This window comes from Streptomyces sp. DH41 (genome assembly GCF_029813785.1).
Taxonomy (GTDB): domain Bacteria; phylum Actinomycetota; class Actinomycetes; order Streptomycetales; family Streptomycetaceae; genus Streptomyces.
In genome coordinates this window covers 1-19,090 of record NZ_JARVKY010000005.1, presented here as the reverse complement: position 1 = coordinate 19,090, position 19,090 = coordinate 1, and the positions used below count along the sequence as shown (strand labels likewise).

Annotated in this window: 19 protein-coding genes and 2 pseudogenes; 8 read left to right on the top strand and 13 right to left on the bottom strand. The window is 71.6% G+C overall.

Features of this window, described 5'->3' with window-relative positions; genetic code table 11:
* From QC283_RS10700 to QC283_RS10675, 6 genes are all read right to left on the bottom strand, one after another.
* Complete coding sequence (locus tag QC283_RS10700; RefSeq protein ID WP_279561185.1) at positions 1-1,629, bottom strand: ABC transporter substrate-binding protein; 1,629 nt, start codon at positions 1,627-1,629, stop codon at positions 1-3.
* A gap of 280 nt (positions 1,630-1,909) precedes the next feature.
* The gene (locus QC283_RS10695) at positions 1,910-2,914 is read right to left on the bottom strand and encodes a membrane dipeptidase (RefSeq protein ID WP_279561184.1); all 1,005 of its coding nucleotides are present in this window, start codon (positions 2,912-2,914) and stop codon (positions 1,910-1,912) included.
* Positions 2,911-3,765 carry a hypothetical protein gene (locus QC283_RS10690; protein WP_279561183.1) on the bottom strand — a complete coding sequence of 285 codons (855 nt, stop codon included), beginning with the start codon at positions 3,763-3,765 and terminating at the stop codon, positions 2,911-2,913. Before QC283_RS10690 ends, QC283_RS10695 begins: the two co-directional genes overlap by 4 nt.
* The gene (locus QC283_RS10685; RefSeq protein WP_279561182.1) at positions 3,762-5,519 is read right to left on the bottom strand and encodes a hypothetical protein; all 1,758 of its coding nucleotides are present in this window, start codon (positions 5,517-5,519) and stop codon (positions 3,762-3,764) included. The genes QC283_RS10690 and QC283_RS10685 overlap by 4 nt, the downstream gene beginning before the upstream one ends.
* Positions 5,520-5,900: 381 nt before the next feature.
* Positions 5,901-6,620: an IclR family transcriptional regulator gene (locus QC283_RS10680; RefSeq protein WP_279561181.1), complete on the bottom strand. Its 720-nt coding sequence runs from the start codon at positions 6,618-6,620 to the stop codon at positions 5,901-5,903.
* Between the two features lie 361 nt (positions 6,621-6,981).
* Positions 6,982-7,656, bottom strand: coding sequence for a TetR/AcrR family transcriptional regulator (locus tag QC283_RS10675; RefSeq protein WP_279561180.1), 675 nt, complete (start codon positions 7,654-7,656; stop codon positions 6,982-6,984).
* A 192-nt stretch (positions 7,657-7,848) separates the two neighbouring features.
* On the opposite strand from QC283_RS10675, the gene QC283_RS10670 reads away from it, so the two are divergent.
* Entirely contained in the window at positions 7,849-8,775 is a 927-nt protein-coding gene (locus QC283_RS10670) for an oxidoreductase (RefSeq protein ID WP_279561179.1), read from the top strand.
* A 39-nt stretch (positions 8,776-8,814) separates the two neighbouring features.
* On the opposite strand, the gene QC283_RS10665 is transcribed toward QC283_RS10670, so the two are convergent.
* From QC283_RS10665 to QC283_RS10655, 3 genes are all read right to left on the bottom strand, one after another.
* Positions 8,815-9,303 (bottom strand): GNAT family N-acetyltransferase, encoded by a 489-nt coding sequence (locus QC283_RS10665; protein ID WP_279561178.1) that lies wholly within the window; start codon positions 9,301-9,303, stop codon positions 8,815-8,817.
* Positions 9,304-9,482: 179 nt separating this feature from the next.
* On the bottom strand, positions 9,483-10,880 hold the full coding sequence (locus QC283_RS10660; protein WP_279561177.1) for an NAD(P)-binding domain-containing protein: 1,398 nt from the start codon (positions 10,878-10,880) through the stop codon (positions 9,483-9,485).
* A gap of 29 nt (positions 10,881-10,909) precedes the next feature.
* Positions 10,910-11,080: a hypothetical protein gene (locus QC283_RS10655; RefSeq protein WP_279561176.1), complete on the bottom strand. Its 171-nt coding sequence runs from the start codon at positions 11,078-11,080 to the stop codon at positions 10,910-10,912.
* Positions 11,081-11,164: 84 nt separating this feature from the next.
* On the opposite strand from QC283_RS10655, the gene QC283_RS10650 reads away from it, so the two are divergent.
* Positions 11,165-11,530, top strand: coding sequence for an ArsR/SmtB family transcription factor (locus QC283_RS10650; protein WP_279561175.1), 366 nt, complete (start codon positions 11,165-11,167; stop codon positions 11,528-11,530).
* 63 nt (positions 11,531-11,593) lie between these two features.
* On the opposite strand, the pseudogene QC283_RS10645 reads toward QC283_RS10650, so the two are convergent.
* The 3 genes and pseudogenes from QC283_RS10645 to QC283_RS10635 form a co-directional block, all read right to left on the bottom strand.
* Positions 11,594-12,685: pseudogene (locus QC283_RS10645) on the bottom strand (ArsO family NAD(P)H-dependent flavin-containing monooxygenase).
* Positions 12,682-13,791: an ACR3 family arsenite efflux transporter gene (arsB, locus tag QC283_RS10640; RefSeq protein ID WP_279561174.1), complete on the bottom strand. Its 1,110-nt coding sequence runs from the start codon at positions 13,789-13,791 to the stop codon at positions 12,682-12,684. Before arsB ends, QC283_RS10645 begins: the two are co-directional and overlap by 4 nt.
* A complete protein-coding gene (locus QC283_RS10635; RefSeq protein WP_279561173.1) occupies positions 13,788-14,096 on the bottom strand; it encodes an ArsR/SmtB family transcription factor in 309 nt (102 codons plus the stop codon). The genes arsB and QC283_RS10635 overlap by 4 nt, the downstream gene beginning before the upstream one ends.
* Positions 14,097-14,199: 103 nt before the next feature.
* Between QC283_RS10635 and QC283_RS10630 the strand changes: the two genes are divergently transcribed.
* The 6 genes from QC283_RS10630 to QC283_RS10605 all read left to right on the top strand — a co-directional run bounded on the left by QC283_RS10630 (position 14,200) and on the right by QC283_RS10605 (position 18,693).
* Positions 14,200-14,358 carry a hypothetical protein gene (locus QC283_RS10630; RefSeq protein ID WP_279561172.1) on the top strand — a complete coding sequence of 53 codons (159 nt, stop codon included), beginning with the start codon at positions 14,200-14,202 and terminating at the stop codon, positions 14,356-14,358.
* A 43-nt stretch (positions 14,359-14,401) separates the two neighbouring features.
* Positions 14,402-14,821: an arsenate reductase ArsC gene (locus tag QC283_RS10625; RefSeq protein WP_279561171.1), complete on the top strand. Its 420-nt coding sequence runs from the start codon at positions 14,402-14,404 to the stop codon at positions 14,819-14,821.
* A 424-nt stretch (positions 14,822-15,245) separates the two neighbouring features.
* Positions 15,246-16,103, top strand: coding sequence for a TetR/AcrR family transcriptional regulator (locus tag QC283_RS10620; RefSeq protein WP_279561170.1), 858 nt, complete (start codon positions 15,246-15,248; stop codon positions 16,101-16,103).
* Positions 16,104-16,218: 115 nt separating this feature from the next.
* Complete coding sequence (locus QC283_RS10615; protein ID WP_279561169.1) at positions 16,219-17,112, top strand: 3-keto-5-aminohexanoate cleavage protein; 894 nt, start codon at positions 16,219-16,221, stop codon at positions 17,110-17,112.
* A gap of 28 nt (positions 17,113-17,140) precedes the next feature.
* Entirely contained in the window at positions 17,141-18,217 is a 1,077-nt protein-coding gene (locus tag QC283_RS10610) for a 3-hydroxyacyl-CoA dehydrogenase NAD-binding domain-containing protein (RefSeq protein WP_279561168.1), read from the top strand.
* On the top strand, positions 18,214-18,693 hold the full coding sequence (locus tag QC283_RS10605) for a thioesterase family protein (RefSeq protein ID WP_279561167.1): 480 nt from the start codon (positions 18,214-18,216) through the stop codon (positions 18,691-18,693). Before QC283_RS10610 ends, QC283_RS10605 begins: the two co-directional genes overlap by 4 nt.
* A 106-nt stretch (positions 18,694-18,799) precedes the next feature.
* On the opposite strand, the pseudogene QC283_RS10600 reads toward QC283_RS10605, so the two are convergent.
* A pseudogene (locus QC283_RS10600) lies at positions 18,800-18,895 on the bottom strand (DUF3710 domain-containing protein); the annotation flags it as partial.
* Positions 18,896-19,090: the final 195 nt, after the last annotated feature.

Sequence of the window (19,090 nt, the reverse complement as noted above, 5' to 3'; positions counted from 1 at the left end):
TCACCCCTCCGAGCGGCCGAGCGCGGCCAGATCGAGGTAGTAGAGCGGGTTGCGGACCAGTCCGGTGACCTCGGAGGAGGCGACGGTGACGAAGTTCGGCTCCAGCAACGGGAGGAAGGGGCCGTCCTCGTTCATCGCCCGGTTCCACGCCGTGTAGGCGGTGAGCCGGTCCTGCTCGTCGACCGAGCCGTACGCCTTCTTCGTCAACGCGGCGAGTTCGGGGGCGTCCTTCGCGGGCCAGTGCACTCGCTTGGAGAGGAAGTCACCGGGCGCGAAGCCGAGGATGCTCCGGGGGTCGAGGTAGTCCGGCGGGTAGGACCACAGGGCCAGTTGCGTCTTGCCGTCCACGTACCGCTGCAGGGAGGTCGACGTCGGCGAGGGCCGGAGCGTGACCGTGATGCCGATCTTCCGCAAGTCGCTCTGGACGCGTTGGGCCAGTACGCCGTAGTCGAGGCCGGCCAGCCGGTGGTAGTCACTGGCGTAGTCGAGGGTCAGCTCGATCTCTTTCAGGCCCTCTTCCTTCTTGGCCTTGTCGACGAGGGCACGGGCCGCCTCGGGGTCGTACGCGGTGGCGTCCTCCTGGCCGAGACCCCCGGTGAAGACGGTCGGCACGATGCCGGTGGCCTGGCTGGAGCCGGGACCGGCGATCTCGACGAGGCCCTCGTAGTCGATGCCGAGCCGGATCGCCCGCTGCACGTCGGCGGAGGCGGTGGGGAGGTTCTTCGCGCGGCTGACCGCTAGGTAGAGCACCTCGGCCGCGCGGCTGTTGTCGATCGCGAGGTTGTCGCCGTGCAGGCCCTTGGTCTGCAGGGCCGAGATGTCGAGGGCGATCTGCGAGTCACCCGACTGCACTCCGAGCAACTGCTGCTGCGCCGACGGCACGTTCCTGATGATCACCCTGGGGTAGGCCGGCGCGTCGCCGGCGTACTCCGGGTTGGCCTCCAGGACGATCTGCGAGGAGTTGCTGTAACTCTTCAGCCGGTACGGCCCTGAGCCCGCGGACTCCGTGTTCAGCCAGGTCTCGGCCTTGTCCTCGGTGACCGCGTCCTTCGCGTCCGTACCGCCGTGCGCACGCACCGCGTCGGCGTTGAGGACCCCGAACTGCGGGGTGGCGAGCAGGGCGGGCACATCGGCGCGGGGCGACTCGGTGGTGAGGACGACGGTCCGCGTGCCTTCGGCCGTCACGGAGATCCCGGCCATCAGATAGGCCGGGCTGGCATCGACGTGACGCAGCCGGTCGAAGGAGAAGGCGACGTCGCTCGCCTCGACGGCGGTGCCGTCGGAGAAGCGGGCGTCCTCGCGGAGGTCGAACGTCCAGGACTTCCCGTCCTGCGAGTTGGACCACGAGGTGGCCAGACCGGGCACGGGCTTGCGCAGGTCCTTGCCGCGGTAGGTGGTCAGCGTCTCGTACAGGGCGTGGTCGACGAGGTAGTCGGTCGGCTGGTAGACGCGCGCCGGATCGATGGACTTGGCGTTGAACGCCGTGTCGACGACGAGGGTGCGGTGCGCTGCCTCGGCGGAGACACCGGCGGTCGCGCAGGAGGTGAGCGAAGCCGTCAGGGCGGCGGCCAGAGCTACGGCGGTGAGAGTGCGCCGCCGGGGCCTGGGCGGCGGGGAGCGGTGAGGCATCAGGGTCTCCACTCGGAGAGACGGGCAGGGAGGAGGCGTGGGAAGTCACTCCTGGATGGCGTCCCGGGCGGGCTCGCACCGGGTGCGTACGGCGGGGTGGCGGGGCCCTCGGCAGTGCGTACGGCGGGTGGCGGTGCTCCGGCAGGTGCGTACGGCGGGTGGCGGTGCCCGCGGCGGGTGCGGTCCCGGGGAGGCCCGGCGGTGGCGGTGCCCGCCGCGGGTGCGGTCCCGGGGAGGCCCGGCGGGGGTTCGGGGCCCCCGCCGGGCCCGGGCGCCGCGTCTAGGCGGTCACGGGTACCGGCAGCCGGCCGCCCCGCAGGTCCACGTCGATGGTCTGCCGGTACAGGCGCAGCCAGTTCCCGCCGCACAGCTTCTCGACCTCGGCCGCGGAGAACCCGGCCTTGGCCAGCCCGGCGGGGATGTTGCCGAACTGCGCCGCCGTCTCGAACCACTCCGGGTCCGGCACGACCGGCGACTGCCCGGGCTTGCCCGCCCCGTACTCGGGGCCGCGTGTCCAGTGGCCCTTGCGCATCTCCACCATGTGCTCCTCGGTGAGGAAGCGCCCGAGGTCGGAGCCTACGCCGACGTGGTCGACGCCGATCCGCTCCACGGTGCGGGCGACGAGCTCGCACCAGCTCTCGACGGTCTCGCACCACTCGCCGGCGATGTTCGGATACATCGTCAGGCCGAGCACCCCGCCGCGCTCCGCGAGCGCGTCGATGACCTCGGGCCGCTTGTTGCGGGCATGGTCGAAGAACTCGCGCGGATTGGCGTGGTTGATCGCCACCGGGACGGCCGAGGCGTGGATGGCGTCGTAGGAGGTCCGGTCGCCCACGTGGGAGCAGTCGACGACGACGCCGCAGCGGTTCATCTCCTCGACGGCGTTGCGGCCGAAGCGGGTCAGGCCCGCGTCGGTGGTCTCGTAGCAGCTCGCGCCCAGGGTGTTCTGGATGTTGTAGGTGAGCTGCATGACGCGCAGGCCCATGCGGGCGAACAGCTCGATGTAGTCGAGCCGGTCCTCGATCGGGGACGCGTTCTGGGTGCCCATGAGGACGGCGGTACGGCCTTCGGCGGCCGCCGCCTCGATGTCGGCCGTGGTGTACGCGATCCGTATGAGGTCGGCGTTGTCGCGTTCCATGCCGTACCAGTCGGCGAGGGCCTGCATGGTCTCCGCCGCGTTCTCCCAGAACGCGATGGTGTTGGTCACGCAGTCCACGCGCCCGGCGCGCAGTTCTTCGAAGACCGTCCGGTTGAAGACGCCGCACTCGAGTCCGTCGATGTTCATCGCTGCTCCTGCTCCTTCTTGGCCGTGCCGCCGACGAAGTCCACGTCGTCGGTGAGGTCGGGTTCGATCACGCCGTTCTCGTCGACGGCGGTGGCGCCCGCGTGCTTGAGAGAGGTCACCGACTCGGCGGACAGGGCGCGTGCGGAGGCCTCGAACAGCGACCACCACAGGGCAGCCGGGGTCTCCACCCCGCCGCGTACCGCGCGGGCGGCGGGCAGCGAGCCGACGAGCGGCAGCAGCCGGAGCAGCTCGGGATCGTCGGGCAGCTCGGGTGCGCGTCGCTCCATGACGAGGAGCACGCCCTCACCGGGCAACGCCTCGCGCAGCGGGGGCAGTCCGGCGACCGGTGCGGCGTCCGTGGCGGCGGGTGTCACCGTGAGGACCACTCCCCGGTCGGTGCCCTGGTGCTCCAGTACGGCGGCGAGCCCGGCGCGCTCGACGTGCCCGGCCCACAGGGTGACCCGCTCCCCGGGTTCTGCCTGGAGCAGGTCGAGCAGAGCGGGGGCGACGACGAGGGCGCTCTGGCCGAGGCAGTCGACCATGAGCGAGCCCGGCGACTCGGCGACGATCTCCACCCGGCCCGAGTGGGCGCGGTCGGCGGCATTGAGCCCGTCCGAGAGGAACTGGAGAGCGGGCAGCCCCGCTGCCTGGGCGTGCAGCACCAGATCACGTACGGCGTGTACGGCGCCGAGCGCCAGGCCCTGGGCCTGGAGCAGCCGCTCGGTGATCAGCCGCAGTTCGCGCAGCGACAGTCGCAGGGTCTCCGCGTCGGAGGCGTTCTGCCAGGTGCGGCCGAGGCGGTCGGCGGTGCCGTCGCCGCCGGGGCCGCCGGTGAGCGTGGCGGAGGTCATCGGGAGGCTCCGTTCGAGGCGGTGGACGCGGATGCGTCGAGGACGACGGTGTCGGCGGGGCGTGGTACGGCCGGCCAGAACCACGGACCCGCGGCACCGGCGTCCAGATCGGCCGCGGTGGGAGCGCCCTGGAAGATCACGCCGCGCAGGTCGCGGCCCAGATAGTCCTTGGTGCGTTCCAGGCCGTAGAGGGCCGCGTTCGCCAGGCGGATGATCCGCGCGGGCACGAAGGCGGCGTCGCGGATGTTGGTGTGCGGGTCGGCGTACGGGTGCGCGGCGAGGGACTGGAGGCGCTCCACGGCTCCCCGCAGTTCGGGACGGCGGGCGAGGAGGCGGCCGACGGGCAGGGCCGGGTCCTCGGTGGCGAGTACACCGTCGAGGTGCTGGACCATGCCGGGTACGTCCACGGTGAGATCGACGGTGCCCTCGGGCAGCTCGGCGGTGGCGCCGCAGCGGGGCTCCTCGGCGGACCGGGACTTGTACCAGGTGTTGGCGACCGTGCCCGGCGCCGTCCGGTCGACGGCGAGTGCCCAGGCGTACCGGTCGGCGAGCAGCGCGCGAAACTCACCGGCGGTCATCGAACCGTCCCTGCGGAACGTCTCGTTGACGGTGAGTTCCGCCGCGAGCCGGTCCGACTCCTCGGGGTCGAGCTCGGTGAGTACGGAGTTGACCACCTCGGCTGCCTCGTCGCAGACGTTCTCGACGCCGTCGACCAGCTCTGCCACCGTCGGCACCCGGCCGTCGGCCTCGGCCGCCGCGGCGCGTGCGGGGATCGCGGCGAGCACGCGGCGCAGGTCGGCGACGATCCGCTCGGCCGGGGTGAAACAGGTGTACTCGTTGACGTCTTCGCTCTGGTACAGCGCGGCCCGCTCCAGCAGGGCGACCAAGGTGTCGGTGACGGCGGAACCGGGCGCCGCCGTGAGGCCGCGGGCATGGGCCAGGGCCTGCTCGCGGAGCGAGATCCAGCGGTCCACCAGCACCGGGTGGTTGCCGACCCAGAGGACCAGACCGAGCGCGGAGCTGTTGCCGACGCCGAGGAAGCGGCGGACCCGTGGGTCGAGGGCCACCGCGGTGTCCGAACGGCGGGCGGCCAGCGCCTCGACCAGGTCGGCGCTCAGCTCACGCATCATGTAGGCGGACAGCAACTGGGCGTGGTACGGCACCGTCAGCGGGTGGTCATCGCCGTACGCCAGGAACGTGCGCGTGCCGAAGGTGCCGTTTCCGTCGAGACCGATGTTGCGCATCAGGTAGCCGACGCGGGCGAGGGCGACGGTGTCGGGTTGCCGGCCTGCGGCCAGCGCCTCCACGACGTGCTCGAAGACGCGCAGCGAACGGTTGGCGCGGCACCAGGTGAGCGTGTGCCCCGTGGCCCGGCCGTGGTAGAGGCGCGGCATCTCGTTGCGGGTGTGCTCGATGTCCTCGGCCGTGGCGGGACCGTCGAGGAGGGCGCCCATCATGTCCCAGCCGAGGTCGAAGATGCGCAGGGTGCGCTCCTGCGACGAGGGCGGGAAGGCGAAGGCCACGAAGTCCATCACTCGGTCCACTGTGTGGATGCGGTAGACGGCCTCGCCGCTGCCGTCCGCCTCGACGGTCAGCGAGCGGCGCTCGACGCGCCAGTCCTCGCGGAGCATCCGGTTGACCAGGGAGCGGGCCGACGAGAGGCGGCCGGCCTGCAGGGAGGAGAGGGCGGCCGAGGTCATGATCTCGTCGGCCGGCCGGCCGGCGGGCCCGGCCGGGCTGGGCTGTGGTGCCACGGATGGTTCCTTTCGTGCGGGTCACGCGGTGCGGTGCCGCCGCGGGGAGCGGCGGTCGTGGCCGGTGGGCCGGTGATCCGGCCTGTGCGGGGCGACTGGGTGGGTGCGGGCGAGCGGCAGGGCAGAGGGCAGCCCGGGGCCAGGCACACGGAGAACTGAGGGGACGGCAGGCAGGGGATGGGGACCGGTCGCGAGGTGGTGCGCGGGGGTGGCGGCGTGGCGGGGCACGCCCCGGTCAGGGGCGGCGGCGCCAGGATGCCGCGTGGGGCCGCGTTCGGGCGGACGAGGGCCGGCACCGTGCGAGGGGAACGGAGGCAGGGGCGGAGGGCTGCGGACGCGGCCCGGGTCGGGGCGCGGTGGCGAGGAGTCGGACGGCGGCGGTCACCTGCTCCCGGAGACGATCTTGGTGACGCGGGCCGCGCAGGCCACGGCGTCGCCCGCCGCGGCCTCGGCGTCGAAGCGGACCATCGGGCCGACCACGGACAGAGCCGCCATCACCCGGCGCCTGGCGTCGAAGACCGGGGCCGCCACGGCGACCGTCGGTTCCAGCCGGTTCGGCAGCGAGATCGCGTAGCCGAGCTGCCGGATGTGCTCCAACTCGGCGTCGCCGGCGGTGGGGACGCCCGCGTCCCGCAGCGCTGCCAGATCGTGCGGCAGCGCCCAGGCGGTGAGCACCCGGCCGGAGGCGGTGTCCGAGATCGGCATCCGCGCCTCGATCCTGGAGTCGACGCGCAGCAGCCGGTCCACTTCGACCCGCTGCACTATCCGAGCGGAGTCGCCGTCGAGGACGGCCAGGGACACCGTCTCGTCGACCAGGGCGGCCAGTTCCTCCATCGCCGCGGTGGCCCGGTGGCCGAGCCCGGCCTGGGCGAACGCGGCGTCGGAGAGCCTGGAGACACGGAGGCTGAGCCGGTAGGTCCCGTCCTCCGCCTGCTCCGCCCAACCGCCCGCGCACAACGTCACCAACTGCCGGTGCACGTATCCCCTGTTGCCGCCCGTGCGACGGGCCAGCTCGGAGACACCTACCCCCTGCGGCTCGTCGGCCAGGGCTGCGAGGACCTCAAGCGTCTTGAGCGAGGAGGTGAGGATCTGGGTGACCAATGCACTGTCTCCTATAAGAGGACACTGTCTCCGATCGAGATGCGTCACTTAAACACCGCACCGGCCGGGCCGTCAATGGTCGCCGGACAGGAAACACCAGACGCACCATCAGTCATGGCATCCACCCGCGTACACCTTCAATTCCATTCCTGTGCACGCACTTTACTTGTGAATGCAAGAGTCAACCGGTGCAGCGAGGGGGCTGCGCCCGTCTTCCATACGGAGACAGGGATGGTGCTCCTGTCGCGGCAGCCGAGAGCCAGGGGCGATTCCGTCGTACGTCGATCCACGTCGCGTGCGGCCCGGCCCGCACGGAGTCGATCGGTCACGGATGCGGCCCACGGCTACCGCCTGGACGGGCTCACGCGGAGGCGCGGGCGATGGTGCCCGCGGTGAGCGTGGCCAGCATCTCCTGCAGGGCGGTCACGAAGTCCAGCTTGAACGCGGTGAGTGAGGGGTCGGCTTCGTAGGCGGCGAGCATCGCCGGGGAGGGCCGTGCGTGTGTCCAGACGGCGCCGACGGCCATGATCATGGCTGCGGTCAACCGCGGTGCGCTGTTGCCCAGCTCAGGGAGGTACTGGTGGGCCAACGCCGCGATGTCGGCGACGTTGGCCACGGCCGCGCGCTTATGACGGGCGGCCACCTGCGGGGAAACGTTGTGTTCCAGTACGCCCGCCTGCGCGCTCAGCAGGTCGCACAGGACCCGGCGTTGGGCGAGGGAGCCCGCGATGACGGCGGCGAACCGCTCCGCACGCCGGCTCACCGGAGCGTCCTCGTCGACACCGGCGCGCACGAGGGCAGGCAAGTCGGCCGCCCACTGCCGCCAGGCACGGTCGAGCAGCTCCAGCAGGATCGCCTCACGCGATTCGAAGTAGCGCAGCACATTGGACTTCGCCAGCCCTGCGCGGCGACTCAGCTCGTTCAGGCTGATCTCGGCGATGGGCATCTCCTCGAGCATGGCGACGGTGGCGTCGAGGATGGCCTGGCGCCGGATCTCACGCTGCTCCTCACTGCGCGCGCGCTGGAAGTTCGTCATACCCCCAGTTTACAGACTGCCGGTCTTTTGACATCAGACCAGCGGTCTCCTATGTTGGGCCGCAGCCAAACAGACCACCGGTCTGAAAAAAGGGAGGCGTGTCCTGGGCATCGCACCAGGACACGAAGCCGTCGCCGAACCCCGCGTGACCGAGCACGAATCAACTCAACGAATCCGAGGAGCGTGACGACGGTGACCCACTGGACCCCCGACGACATCCCCGATCAGACCGGCCGCACCGCACTGATCACCGGCGGGAACGGCGGGATCGGACTCGAGACCGCACGCGCGCTCGCCCGGCACGGGGCCCGCGTCATCCTGGCCGGCCGCAGCCGGACCAAGCTGGACCGAGCCGCGGAGGCCATACGCGCCGCGACCCCCGAGGCCCGGACGGACACCCTCCTGCTCGACCTCTCCGACCTCTCCTCCGTCCGCGACGCGGCCACCCGAATCGCCGAGACCGAGACGGTCGACCTGCTCTTCAACAACGCCGGTGTGATGAACCTGCCCGAGCGTCGGACCACCCACGACGGCCACGAGATGACGGTCGGCACCAATCACCTCGGCCACTTCGCCTTCGACGCCCAGGTCTGGCCCGCCGTGCGCCGCTCGACCGCACCGCGGGTGGTTACCGTCAGCGCCATCGCGGCGCGGTGGCCGATGGGCAGGCTGGACGACCTGATGAGCGAGAAGAGCTACCGCGCCATGGGCGCCTACGCCAAGTCCAAGCGCGCCAACGTCGTCTACACCCTCGAACTCGCGCGCCGCACTGCGAACAGCCCCGTCAAGGCGCTCGTCGTCCACCCCGGATCAGCGATGACCGGCCTGCAGCAACACGGCAACGGCGCTCTGAGCCGCGTGGTCACCCCGATCGCCGCACGCCTGCTCATGGGCTCGGCCGAGGGTGCCGCCTGGCCCTCCCTGTACGCGGCGACCAGCCCGTACGTCCAGTCGGGCAGGTTCATCGGCCCCGCCGGACGGGACCAGACCTCCGGCACCCCCAAGCCCGCCAAGCTCCCCACAGGCGCCGACGACCCCGTGCAGGGCGGGCGACTGTGGACGAAGAGCGAACAGCTCACAGGTGTCCCCTTCGACCTCGAAGCCGAGGCCGCCATCTAGCTCGTCGATCCGGCGGTGCCCGCGGACCGGCACACCGCGTCATTCCGAAGCGACGCGAAACTCGAATTCGGGACGGTCCCACGGCACGGCGGGCGGATTCGCGAGCACGGTCCCGATCCGCACCGCACCTGCGCGGTGGTAGAAGTCCTCGGCGGGAGGATGCGACACGACCTTGACACGGTCGAGCCCGGCGGCACGGGCCTCGGACTGCATGTGCGCGACGAGCAGCCGTCCGATACCCCTTCCTCGCGCTTCGTCGGCGACGAACAGCAGGTCGAGCTCCGGTGGAGCGAGGACGAGCGAGTAGAAGCCGAGCACCCGGCCGCCGTGCTCGTCGGCGCCGACGGCCACGAAGACGCGGTGGGCCTCGATGTAATCAGGCCCGGCCCGGTAGCCCGCGACTGCGGCTGCGTACTCACCCGCGTAGGCGCCTGAGCCACGCACGAGCCGCGTCAGCCGTTTGGCGTCCCGTGCAACGGCCCTCCGTATCGTGATCGGCCGGCTGATCGGGGAAGTGCGTGAACTCACTGGGAGAGTATGTCGCACCGGGGCGCCGTCGTGCGGCGGGTCGACCGCTCGGGGCGGGATTCCTGAACCGTTCCCGGGAACCGCCTGCCCAGGTCCCGATCGGCCAAGTCACTGCCGCCGCATCGGCCGCCCACCGACCGGGTGGCTTCCGGCCGCGCAGTCGCGGGTGTCGGGGCCGGTCACGAGCCGCAGCAGCCGCCCGCCGAAGCGTCCTCGGCGGCGGCGCCCACTGCCGCGGGCGCGGCGAGTCGGACGAGCTGGGGTTCCGGTGCGGCGCAGCAGCCGCCGCCGTCGGCCTGCTGCGCGTCGGGGGTGTCGAACAGACCCGCGCCGCCGCAGACTCCGGTCTCCGGGAGGGTGAGTTCGACTCGGTCGGCGGAGTCGAGGTCGCCGGCGATGGCCGCGGCGACGGAGCGGACCTGCTCGTACCCGGTCATGGCGAGGAAGGTGGGGGCGCGGCCGTAGGACTTCATGCCGACCAGGTAGACGCCCTGCTCGGGGTGGGAGAGCTCGCGGTGGCCGTGGGGGTAGACGGTGCCGCAGGAGTGCTGGTTGGGGTCGATCAGCGGGGCGAGTTCCACCGGGGCCTGGAGGCGCTCGTCCAGGCCCAGGCGCAGCTCGTCCAGGAAGGACAGGTCGGGGCGGAACCCGGTCAGTACGATCACCTCGTCCACCGCGTCCAGACGGCGTCCGTCCTCGCCGAGGAGGACGAGGCGTCCGTCGGCGTCGCGTTCGAACGCCGCGGTGCGGAAGCCGGTGACCGCGTCCGCGTGTCCCTTGTCGACGGCGGCCTTCGCGGCGAGGCCGAGGGCACCGCGGGCGGGGAGCTGGTCGGCGGTGCCGCCGCCGAAGGTGGAACCGGAGATGCCCCGGCGCAGGATCCACACCGCGTGCGTTCCCGAAGCGTCCTCGGACTCGGCCAGCTCGTCGAGGTATGCGAGCGCGGTGAACGCGGAGGCTCCCGAACCGATGACGGCCGTGCGCCTGCCCGCGTACCGGGCACGGACCGCCGGGTTCGTCAGGTCCGGGACGCGGTAGGTGATCCGGTCGGCCGCCGCCTTCTCGCCGAGTGCGGGCAGGCCGCTGCCGCCGGCCGGGCCGGCCGTGGCCCAGGTGCCGGAGGCGTCGATCACCGCGCGGGCGAGGACGCGCTCCTCGCGGCCGTCGGCGTACTCGACGTGCACGACGAACGGCTGCTGTTCCCGGTCGGCGTCGACGATCCGGTCCCGGCCCGCGCGGGAGACACCGGTGACGGTGGCGCCGGTGCGGACCTTGTCGCCGAGGGCGTCGGCGAGCGGCCGCAGGTACTGCTCGGCCCAGTCGCCGCCGGACGGATACGTCGCCGGGTCGGGCCGGGTCCAGCCGGTGGGGGCCAGGAGCTTCTCGGCGGCCGGGTCGACGACCTCGCCCCAGGTGGAGAACAGACGCACGTGGCTCCACTCACGCACGGCCGCGCCGGCTTTGGCGCCCGCTTCCAGAACGAGGGGCTCGATGCCGCGCTCGACGAGGTGGGCGGCTGCGGCGAGTCCGGCGGGCCCGGCTCCGATGACGACGACGGGGAGCTGCTGGGTGCTCATGATGCTCGGTCTCCTCTGGGGTGAAGGGGTCAGCGGGCGTGGGTGAGGGCGGTCGTCCGGGCGTGCCGCCGGTGTTCCGCCACGCGGGAGGCGCTGTCGCTGACCTGGGCGCAGCTGTCGCAGAAGCTGACTCCGGCCAGGTGGCGGGTGGTGCGGCGGGCCCGGGCCGCGGTGAGCGCGGTACGGAGGGAGGTGGTCACGACGACTCCTTGCTTCGATGTCTGTCGATGTCTCTTCACGTCTCGGAGCTTGCCACTCGTATCGACGAGTGTCAACATAGACGCATGTCGAAATCAGAGGTCGCGGAACTGTCCGTACTCCAGGACGGCGACGCAGTGCCGTGCTGCCCGCCGATCACCGCCGGCGAGCTGTCCCGGGCTGACGCGGAGAAGATGGCCGCCATGTTCAAGGCCCTCTCGGACCCGGTGCGCCTGCGGCTGTTCTCGAAGGTCGCCTCCCACCCGGGCGGCGAGGCGTGCGTGTGCGACATCGCGGACGTCGGCGTCTCCCAGCCGACCGTCTCCCACCACCTCAAGAAGCTGCGCGAGGCCGGACTGCTGACCTCCGAGCGGCGCGGCACCTGGGTCTACTACCAGGTCGCCCCGTCCGTGGTGGCGGCCATGGCGGCCATGCTCGACCTGCGCGGCTGACCACCGCCCGAGCCGGGTCTGACGTGCCGTACGGCTGGTCTGCCGTACGGCTGGTCACGGGGGTCAGGGATTTATCTGACGCGCGATCTGTTGGGCGGCCTCGCGGGCAGGGCGGCCCACTCCGATCAGGGTGGCGGAGGCGGGGCCGGTCCAGTCGCCGTATCCGAGCAGGTGCAGGCGGGGTTCGCCGACGGCTCGGGTACCGGCGGTCGCGACGTGGCCGCGCGGGCCGCGCAGTCCGAGCGGGCCGAGGTGGGCCAGGGCGGGCCGGAAGCCGGTGCACCAGATGATCGCGTCCGCTTCCGACCGACTGCCGTCGTCCCACTGGACGCCGGTGGCGGTGAGCCGGCGGAACATCGGGCGCGGGCCCGCAGGAGTCCGGCGGCGCGGACCGGCGGGACGGCGACGACGTCCCCGAGTAAGGCGATCCCGCCTGTGTCGCTGCGGCCTGCGTCGAGGGCACGATGGGGGTCCCCCCGCTCGAGCGAAGCCGAGAGTGGGGGAGGGCGGAGGCGACGTCGAACAGGACGCGGCCGTCGATGTCGTCGGGCAGGAGGCGGGGTGGACGCCGGGTCACCCACGTCGTCTCGACGTGGTCGTCCAGGGCGAGGTCGGCCGCGATCTGGGCGCCGGAGTCTCCTCCGCCGACCACGAGGACGTGCTGTCCGGCGAAGTCGCCCGGGCGGCGGTAGTTCACGGTGTGCGACTGCCCCCGGTGAAGTCGCTGCTGCCTGGGACGGCGGGGACGAAGGGCCGCGACCAGGTGCCGGTGGCGCTGATGACTGCCCGGGCCCGCCAGAGGCCGGAGTCGGCCTCGACCAGGAGCCGGTCGCCGTCGCGGTGCACGGCGTCCACTCGGGTGCCGTGCTGGACGGGCAGGTCGTAGCGCTTCTCGTAGCCGGTCAGGTAGTCCACCACGTGACCGGTGTCGGGGTAGGTCTCGCCGGGCTGTGTGGGCATGAGCCGGCCGGGCAGGGAGGAGTGGTCGGCCGGGGAGAACAGGCGCAGCGAGTCCCACATGTGCTGCCAGGCCCCGCCCGGCGCCGGTTCGGCGTCGAGGATGGTGAAGTCGATGCCCTGACGACGCAGGTGATAGCCGGCGGCGAGCCCTGCCTGGCCGCCGCCGGCCACCACCACATCCACGTATTGGGTCATGGGGTCGTGGTCACCGCGTCGGCAGTGAATTTCTTGCGCCAGGCGAGCGCGACGTAGACGAGGCCGATGAGCACCGGGACTTCGATGAGCGGTCCGACGACGCCGGACAGGGCCTGGCCGGAGGTGACGCCGAAGGTGGCGATGGCGACCGCGATGGCCAGCTCGAAGTTGTTGCCCGCCGCGGTGAACGCCAGGGTGGTGGTGCGGTCGTAGGCCAGGCCGAGGCCCTTGCCGAGGAGGAAGGTGCCGAAGAACATGACCGCGAAGTACACCAGCAGCGGCAGCGCGATGCGGGCGACGTCCAGCGGCTGGGAGGTGATGGTCTTCCCCTGGAGGGCGAAGAGGATGACGATCGTGAAGAGCAGCCCGTACAGCGCCCAGGGGCCGATCTTCGGCAGGAAGCGGGACTCGTAGCTCTCGCGGCCCATCTTCTTCTCGCCGATACGGCGGGTCAGGAAGCCGGCCAGCAGGGGGACGCCCAGGAAGACGACCACGTTGAAGGCGATCTCCCACATCGAGATGTCCAGGCGCTCCCCGTCGCCCAGGCCCAGCCAGCCGGGCAGCAGGTCGAGGTAGAACCAGCCCAGCAGGCCGAATGCGATCACCTGGAAGACGCTGTTCAGGGCGACCAGCACGGCGGCGGCCTCGCGGTCGCCGCAGGCGAGGTCGTTCCAGATGATGACCATGGCGATGCAGCGGGCCAGGCCGACGATGATCAGGCCGGTGCGGTACTCGGGCAGGTCCGGCAGGAAGATCCACGCCAGGGCGAACATGACCGCGGGACCGAGGACCCAGTTGATGACCAGGGAGGAGATCATCAGCTTGCGGTCACCGGTGACCGCGTCCAGCTTGTCGTAGCGGACCTTGGCCAGGACCGGATACATCATGATCAGCAGGCCCAGGGCGATCGGCAGGGAGATGCCGCCGACCTCCACCTTCGCCAGCGCGTCGTTCAGTCCGGGGATCACTCGCCCGAGCCCCAGGCCGACGGCCATGGCGATGAGGATCCACACCGCGAGGTAGCGGTCGAGGGTGGAGAGCTTCTTGACGATCGAGTCGTCCCCCGCCCCGGCCGGAGCGGAGGTGGTGGGCTCGGTGGAGGTCACGGGCAGGCCCTCTTGTTGTCGGCGGCGGTGCGGGCGGACTCGGCCAGGTCGGCGAACTGCCCGGCGAGCTGGGCGATGACGTCGGGGCGGAGCTTGTAGTACGTGAAGCGCCCGCACGGCTCGGTCTCCACGACCCCGGCCTCGCGCAGGACCTTCAGGTGGTTGGAGAGGTTGGTCTGCCGGGCGCCGGTCTCCTCGACGAGGTGGGTGGTGCACAGCGTCTCGCGGGCCAGCAGGGTCACGATCCGGAGCCTGAGCGGGTCGGCCAGCACCCGGATCAGGTCAGTGTCGACTGACGTCATCATGGGCTGATACTCTCACATCATCCGGCACTGATACCAGCCGGGGCTGATCCATGGGCCCGTCGAAAGGGTCTTCCCATGTCCGTCGTCCCCACTCGTCATCACCATGGACTGTGGCGACGCCTGCCCGATCGCCTCCGGCCGCCGCCATCCGGACTGGCCGGTGGCCGACCCCGAGGGCGCCCCGCTCGGGGTCGTCCGTCGAATACGCGACGACATCGACCGTCGGATCACCGACCTGCTCGCCGGCCTGCCGAGCACCTGAGCCCCCTACACCACCTGCCACTCGCTCCGTGAAGGAAAAACACATGTCCTCCGCTCCGCTCGCCTCCGTGCTGTTCGTCTGCGTCCACAACGCGGGCCGCTCCCAGATGGCCGCCGGCTTCCTCCAGCACCTCGCGGGCGACCGCGTCGAGGTCCGCTCCGCCGGCTCCGTCCCGGGCGACCAGGTCAACCCGGCCGCCGTGGAGGCGATGAGGGAGGTCGGTGTCGACATCGCCGACGCCAAGCCGAAGATCCTCACCACCGAGGCCGTCCAGGCGTCCGACTACGTCATCACCATGGGCTGCGGCGACGCCTGCCCCGTCTTCCCCGGCAAGAAGTACCTCGACTGGGCCCTGGAGGACCCGGCCGGCAAGGGTGTCGACGCGGTCCGCCCCATCCGCGACGAGATCCGGACCCGCATCGAGGCCCTCGTCGCCGAGATCGACGCCAAGCAGGAGGCGTAACCTCAGTGACCGACAGCGGGCGCCCGAGCGGTGCCGTACTCCGTGACGATGCCATCTTCTGTCCGGTCGGTTCGGGGAGAGCGGCTAACCCCCGGTCGTACTCAGTGGTCGTCGGTGGCCACACCCTCTGAGACGAGATGGCCCGACCCCTCGCGACACGGGTCTGGCTGGGGTGAGCACATCCCGAGCAGGGCACACCGCATCAAGCCATGCGCAGTCGGACTCACCGGCGAAGTTCCACCGGAGCACTCCGCCCGTACGCCCGCGCTCGTGCGCCAGCGCCCGACAGGCGGCCGAGCCCGGGGGCCGAGACCGTTGCGCTTCTGACTGGCACACCAGTCAGTTTCTCAATAGGACTCTTCACCTGGGTCTCCTCTCTCCCGGAGTGTTGAGTTTTTCGCAACACGCTTCTAAGGTCATGCCCGTGGAAACCGACGATGTCCTAGACGGCGCACCGACCGCCGACGCCGCCGCCCGTGTCCGCGAGGTCATCGCGGCCGCGGGCGTCAGCCAGCGCGAGTTCGCGCGCCGTGTCGTCATGGACCCGTCCAAGCTCTCGCGTTCGCTGAGCGGCACCCGCCGCTTCACGGCCGCGGAGCTGGCGCGGATCGCCGACGAAGGCCGGGCCGACGCGGGCTGGCTGCTCGGCACCCGGCCCCGCGAGGAGGCCGCGGCGCCGGCCGCGGGCGTCGAGGGCGGGCGACCGCTGCAGATCGTCCGCGAGACGGTCCGGCTGATCGCCGAGCACGGTTTCCACGCGGTGCGGGTCGCCGACATCGCCCGCGCCTGCGCCACCAGCAGCGCCGCGATCCACTACCACTTCCCGGGTCGCGCCGAACTCCTGGAGGCGGCCGTGCGCTGGTGCATGGACGAGGACACCTCGCGCCGTGCCGCCCGTCTCGCCGAGGCGGACGACGCGGCGGCGGAGCTGCGTCAGCTGATCGAGCTGCAGACGCCGCGCACCGCGCAGCAGCGCCGCCAGTGGGCGGTGTGGCTCGATCTCTGGGCCGAGGCCGCGCGCTCCACGGCCGTGGGCCGGCTGCACTCCGAGTACTACCGGCAGTGGCGGGAGACCGTCGCCGACGTCGTACGCCGAGGTGTCGGACAGGGCGTGTTCCGCGCCGGGTTGGACCCGCAGGCGGCGGCGCTGACGCTGACCGCGCTGATCGACGGCCTGGCGACACACGTCCTCTCGGTGAGCGGGCCGTCGTCCGCCACGGCCGCGGACGCGATGCACGCGGCACTGACCACCCACGTCACCCACACGATCCTGGCTCCGTAGCCCAGAAGCCACCGAAGCCTCGCCCCTGCCTCCACGCCCCCTGCCCCGCACCCCCCACCCCACCCCGCCCCGCCCCGCGCATCGCCGGAGCGGCAAGTTTCCGGGAGGCCCCCGCATGCCCATGACCGAGAACGTCATCATCACCTGCGCGCTCACCGGCGCCGGCGACACCGTCCGCAAGAGCCCCCACGTCCCCGTCACCCCGGAACAGATAGCCAGGAACGCCGTGGAGGCGGCCGCCGCCGGAGCGGCCGTCGTCCACATCCACGTACGCGATCCGGAGACCGGCGATCCGTCCCGCGACCCGAAGCTGTACCGGGAGGTCGTCGAGCGCATCAAGGAGACCGGCACCGACGTCGTCATCAACCTCACCGCCGGCATGGGCGGCGATCTGGTCATCGACCCGGACGACCCGCTCACCCACCTCCCCGGCACCGACCTCGTCAGCGGTCTGGAGCGCCTTCCGCACGTCGAGGACCTGCTTCCCGACATCTGCACGCTGGACTGCGGCTCCCTCAACTTCGGCGACGGCTCGAACCTCTACGTCTCGACGCCCGACATGCTGCGCGCGGGTGCGCGGCGCATTCAGGAGCTGGGCGTCCGGCCCGAGCTGGAGATCTTCGACACGGGTCAGCTCTGGTTCGCCAAGCAGTTGCTCGCGGAGGGCCTGCTCGACGACCCGACCGTGTTCCAGCTGTGCATGGGCGTTCCGTGGGGCGCGCCCGCTGATCCCGGAGTCCTCCAGTCGATGGTCAACATGCTCCCGGACGGAGCGCGTTGGGCGAGCTTCGCGCTCGGCCGGATGCAGATGCCGTGGGTCGCGCAGTCGATCCTGCTCGGCGGTCATGTCCGCGTGGGCCTGGAGGACAACCTGTACCTGGGCAAGGGCAACAAGGCGACCAACGCCCAGCTCGTCGAGCGGGCCGTGACCCTCACCGAGTCGATCGGCGCTCGCGTCGCGACACCGGACGAGGCCCGCGCCACCCTCGGCCTCAAGCCGCGCAAGTAGCCCGCCGCGACGACGAAGGATCCCTCTCATGACCTCACCCGAGACGACCTCGCCCGAGCCGACGACACCGAAGACGGGAACACCTCAGACCGGAACACCGCAGACCGGAGCACCGGTGACGGCATCACCGATGCCGGCATCGCCGGAGATCGCCTCACCGGAGAACGTCCGCCGGGTCGCCTGCGTCGGCGCCGGAGTCATCGGCGGCGGCTGGGTCGCCCACTTCCTGGCGCGCGGCTACGACGTGACCGCCTGGGACCCGGCGCCCGACGCCGGGCGGAAACTGCGCCGCCTGGTCGACGCCGCCTGGCCGGCGCTCACCCTGCTCGGTCTCGCCGAGGGTGCGTCGACCGACCGGCTCACCGTGACCGACACTCTCGAACAAGCCGTGGCCGACGCCGAGTTCGTGCAAGAGAGCGCGCCGGAGAAACTCGACCTCAAGCGCGATCTGCTGGCCCGCCTGGACGCGGCGACGCCGCCCGGCGTGGTCATCGCCTCCTCCACCTCCGGCTATCCGATGACCGACATGCAGACGACGGCCGCGGATCCGTCGCGACTGGTCGTCGGCCACCCGTTCAACCCGCCGTACCTCATCCCGCTCGTCGAGGTCGTCGGCGGCGAGCACACCGATGCGACGGCGGTCGCCTGGGCCTTCCGCTTCTACGAGGTCGCGGGCAAGTCCGTCATCACGATGGACAACGAGGTACCGGGCTTCATCGCCAACCGCCTCCAGGAGGCCCTGTGGCGCGAGGCGCTGCACATGGTCGCGGCCGGCGAGGCGACGGTCCGGGACATCGACCTGTCGATCACCGAGGGTCCCGGGCTGCGCTGGGCGGTGATGGGGCCGATGCTGACGTTCGCGCTCGCGGGCGGCGAGGGCGGCATGGCGCACATGCTGGACCACTTCGGTCCGTCCCTGAAGTCACCGTGGACGCGCCTCGAAGCGCCGGAACTGGACAAGGAGTTGTACGACGCCGTGGTGGCGGGCTGCGACGAGGCGGCGGACGGCCGCTCCATCGCGGACCTGGTGGCCGAACGCGACCGGGGCGTCATCGAAGTGCTGCGCGCCACCGGCCGCCTGGACCGCGAGGAGGACTCCCGATGACGAGGCTCCCTCTGTTCCACAGCACGGTCCGTCCGGAGTGGATCGACTACAACGGCCATATGAGCGAGGCCTTCTACGTCCTCGTCTTCGGTCACGCCACGGACGCGTTGATGATCGAGACGGGTCTGGACTCCGGCTACCGCGAGTCCACGGGCTGCTCCCTCTACACGGTCGAGTCGCACATCCGCTTCCTCCAGGACGTGCCCGATGCCGCGCACCTGACCATCCGCACACGCGTGTTGGGAGCGGCGGCGCGCAAGGCGCGCTTCGTGCACGAGATGTACGTGGTGTCGGAACCGGAGTCGGAGCCGACGCCCGACGCGGCCCCGGTGGCGACGACCGAACTGCTCACGGTCCACGTCGACCAGCAGGCGGGCCGGGCCGCCGAGTTCCCGGCCGCGGTCCGGCACCGTTTCACGGAACTGACCGAACCGGCTCCCGACTGGGCGGGCCGCTCGATCGCTGACGTGCCCTGACGGGCGCGGGGGCCCGACCACGTGTCGGGCCCTCGTGCTTCGTCACACCGTCACACCGTCACGGCCGGCGCGGGCAACGCCGGTGGAAGGGTGCTCGCGACCGGGACAGGCCGCCCAGGTCCACCCGGCCCTCGCCGGGGTCGCGCGCCTCGGTGCTGTCCCAGGGCCCGTGGGGACGCGGCTCCGGCTCCAACTGCCGTCTAGGGCCTGCCGGCGGATCATGCCGCAGACGCGGGGGCTGGCACGCCCACCTGCGGCGTTGTCGTCGGGTGCCGACTCCCCCACGCTCGACTGCGCTCGCGCGGGGGGACCCCCATCGCGTCGACGCCCTCCTCCGCCTTGCAGCTGGACGCACCAGCCCCCGCTCACCGGCGCCGATCAGGCACCGTGACTTTCC

Coding starts and splice junctions, on each gene's coding strand:
- QC283_RS10700 (WP_279561185.1), bottom strand. CDS start 1,629: ATGCCTCACCGCTCCCCGCCGCCCAGGCCCCGGCGGCGCACTCTCACC.
- QC283_RS10695 (WP_279561184.1), bottom strand. CDS start 2,914: ATGAACATCGACGGACTCGAGTGCGGCGTCTTCAACCGGACGGTCTTC.
- QC283_RS10690 (WP_279561183.1), bottom strand. CDS start 3,765: ATGACCTCCGCCACGCTCACCGGCGGCCCCGGCGGCGACGGCACCGCC.
- QC283_RS10675 (WP_279561180.1), bottom strand. CDS start 7,656: ATGACGAACTTCCAGCGCGCGCGCAGTGAGGAGCAGCGTGAGATCCGG.
- QC283_RS10660 (WP_279561177.1), bottom strand. CDS start 10,880: ATGAGCACCCAGCAGCTCCCCGTCGTCGTCATCGGAGCCGGGCCCGCC.
- QC283_RS10650 (WP_279561175.1), top strand. CDS start 11,165: ATGTCGAAATCAGAGGTCGCGGAACTGTCCGTACTCCAGGACGGCGAC.
- QC283_RS10635 (WP_279561173.1), bottom strand. CDS start 14,096: ATGATGACGTCAGTCGACACTGACCTGATCCGGGTGCTGGCCGACCCG.
- QC283_RS10630 (WP_279561172.1), top strand. CDS start 14,200: ATGGACTGTGGCGACGCCTGCCCGATCGCCTCCGGCCGCCGCCATCCG.
- QC283_RS10625 (WP_279561171.1), top strand. CDS start 14,402: ATGTCCTCCGCTCCGCTCGCCTCCGTGCTGTTCGTCTGCGTCCACAAC.
- QC283_RS10615 (WP_279561169.1), top strand. CDS start 16,219: ATGCCCATGACCGAGAACGTCATCATCACCTGCGCGCTCACCGGCGCC.
- QC283_RS10610 (WP_279561168.1), top strand. CDS start 17,141: ATGACCTCACCCGAGACGACCTCGCCCGAGCCGACGACACCGAAGACG.
- QC283_RS10605 (WP_279561167.1), top strand. CDS start 18,214: ATGACGAGGCTCCCTCTGTTCCACAGCACGGTCCGTCCGGAGTGGATC.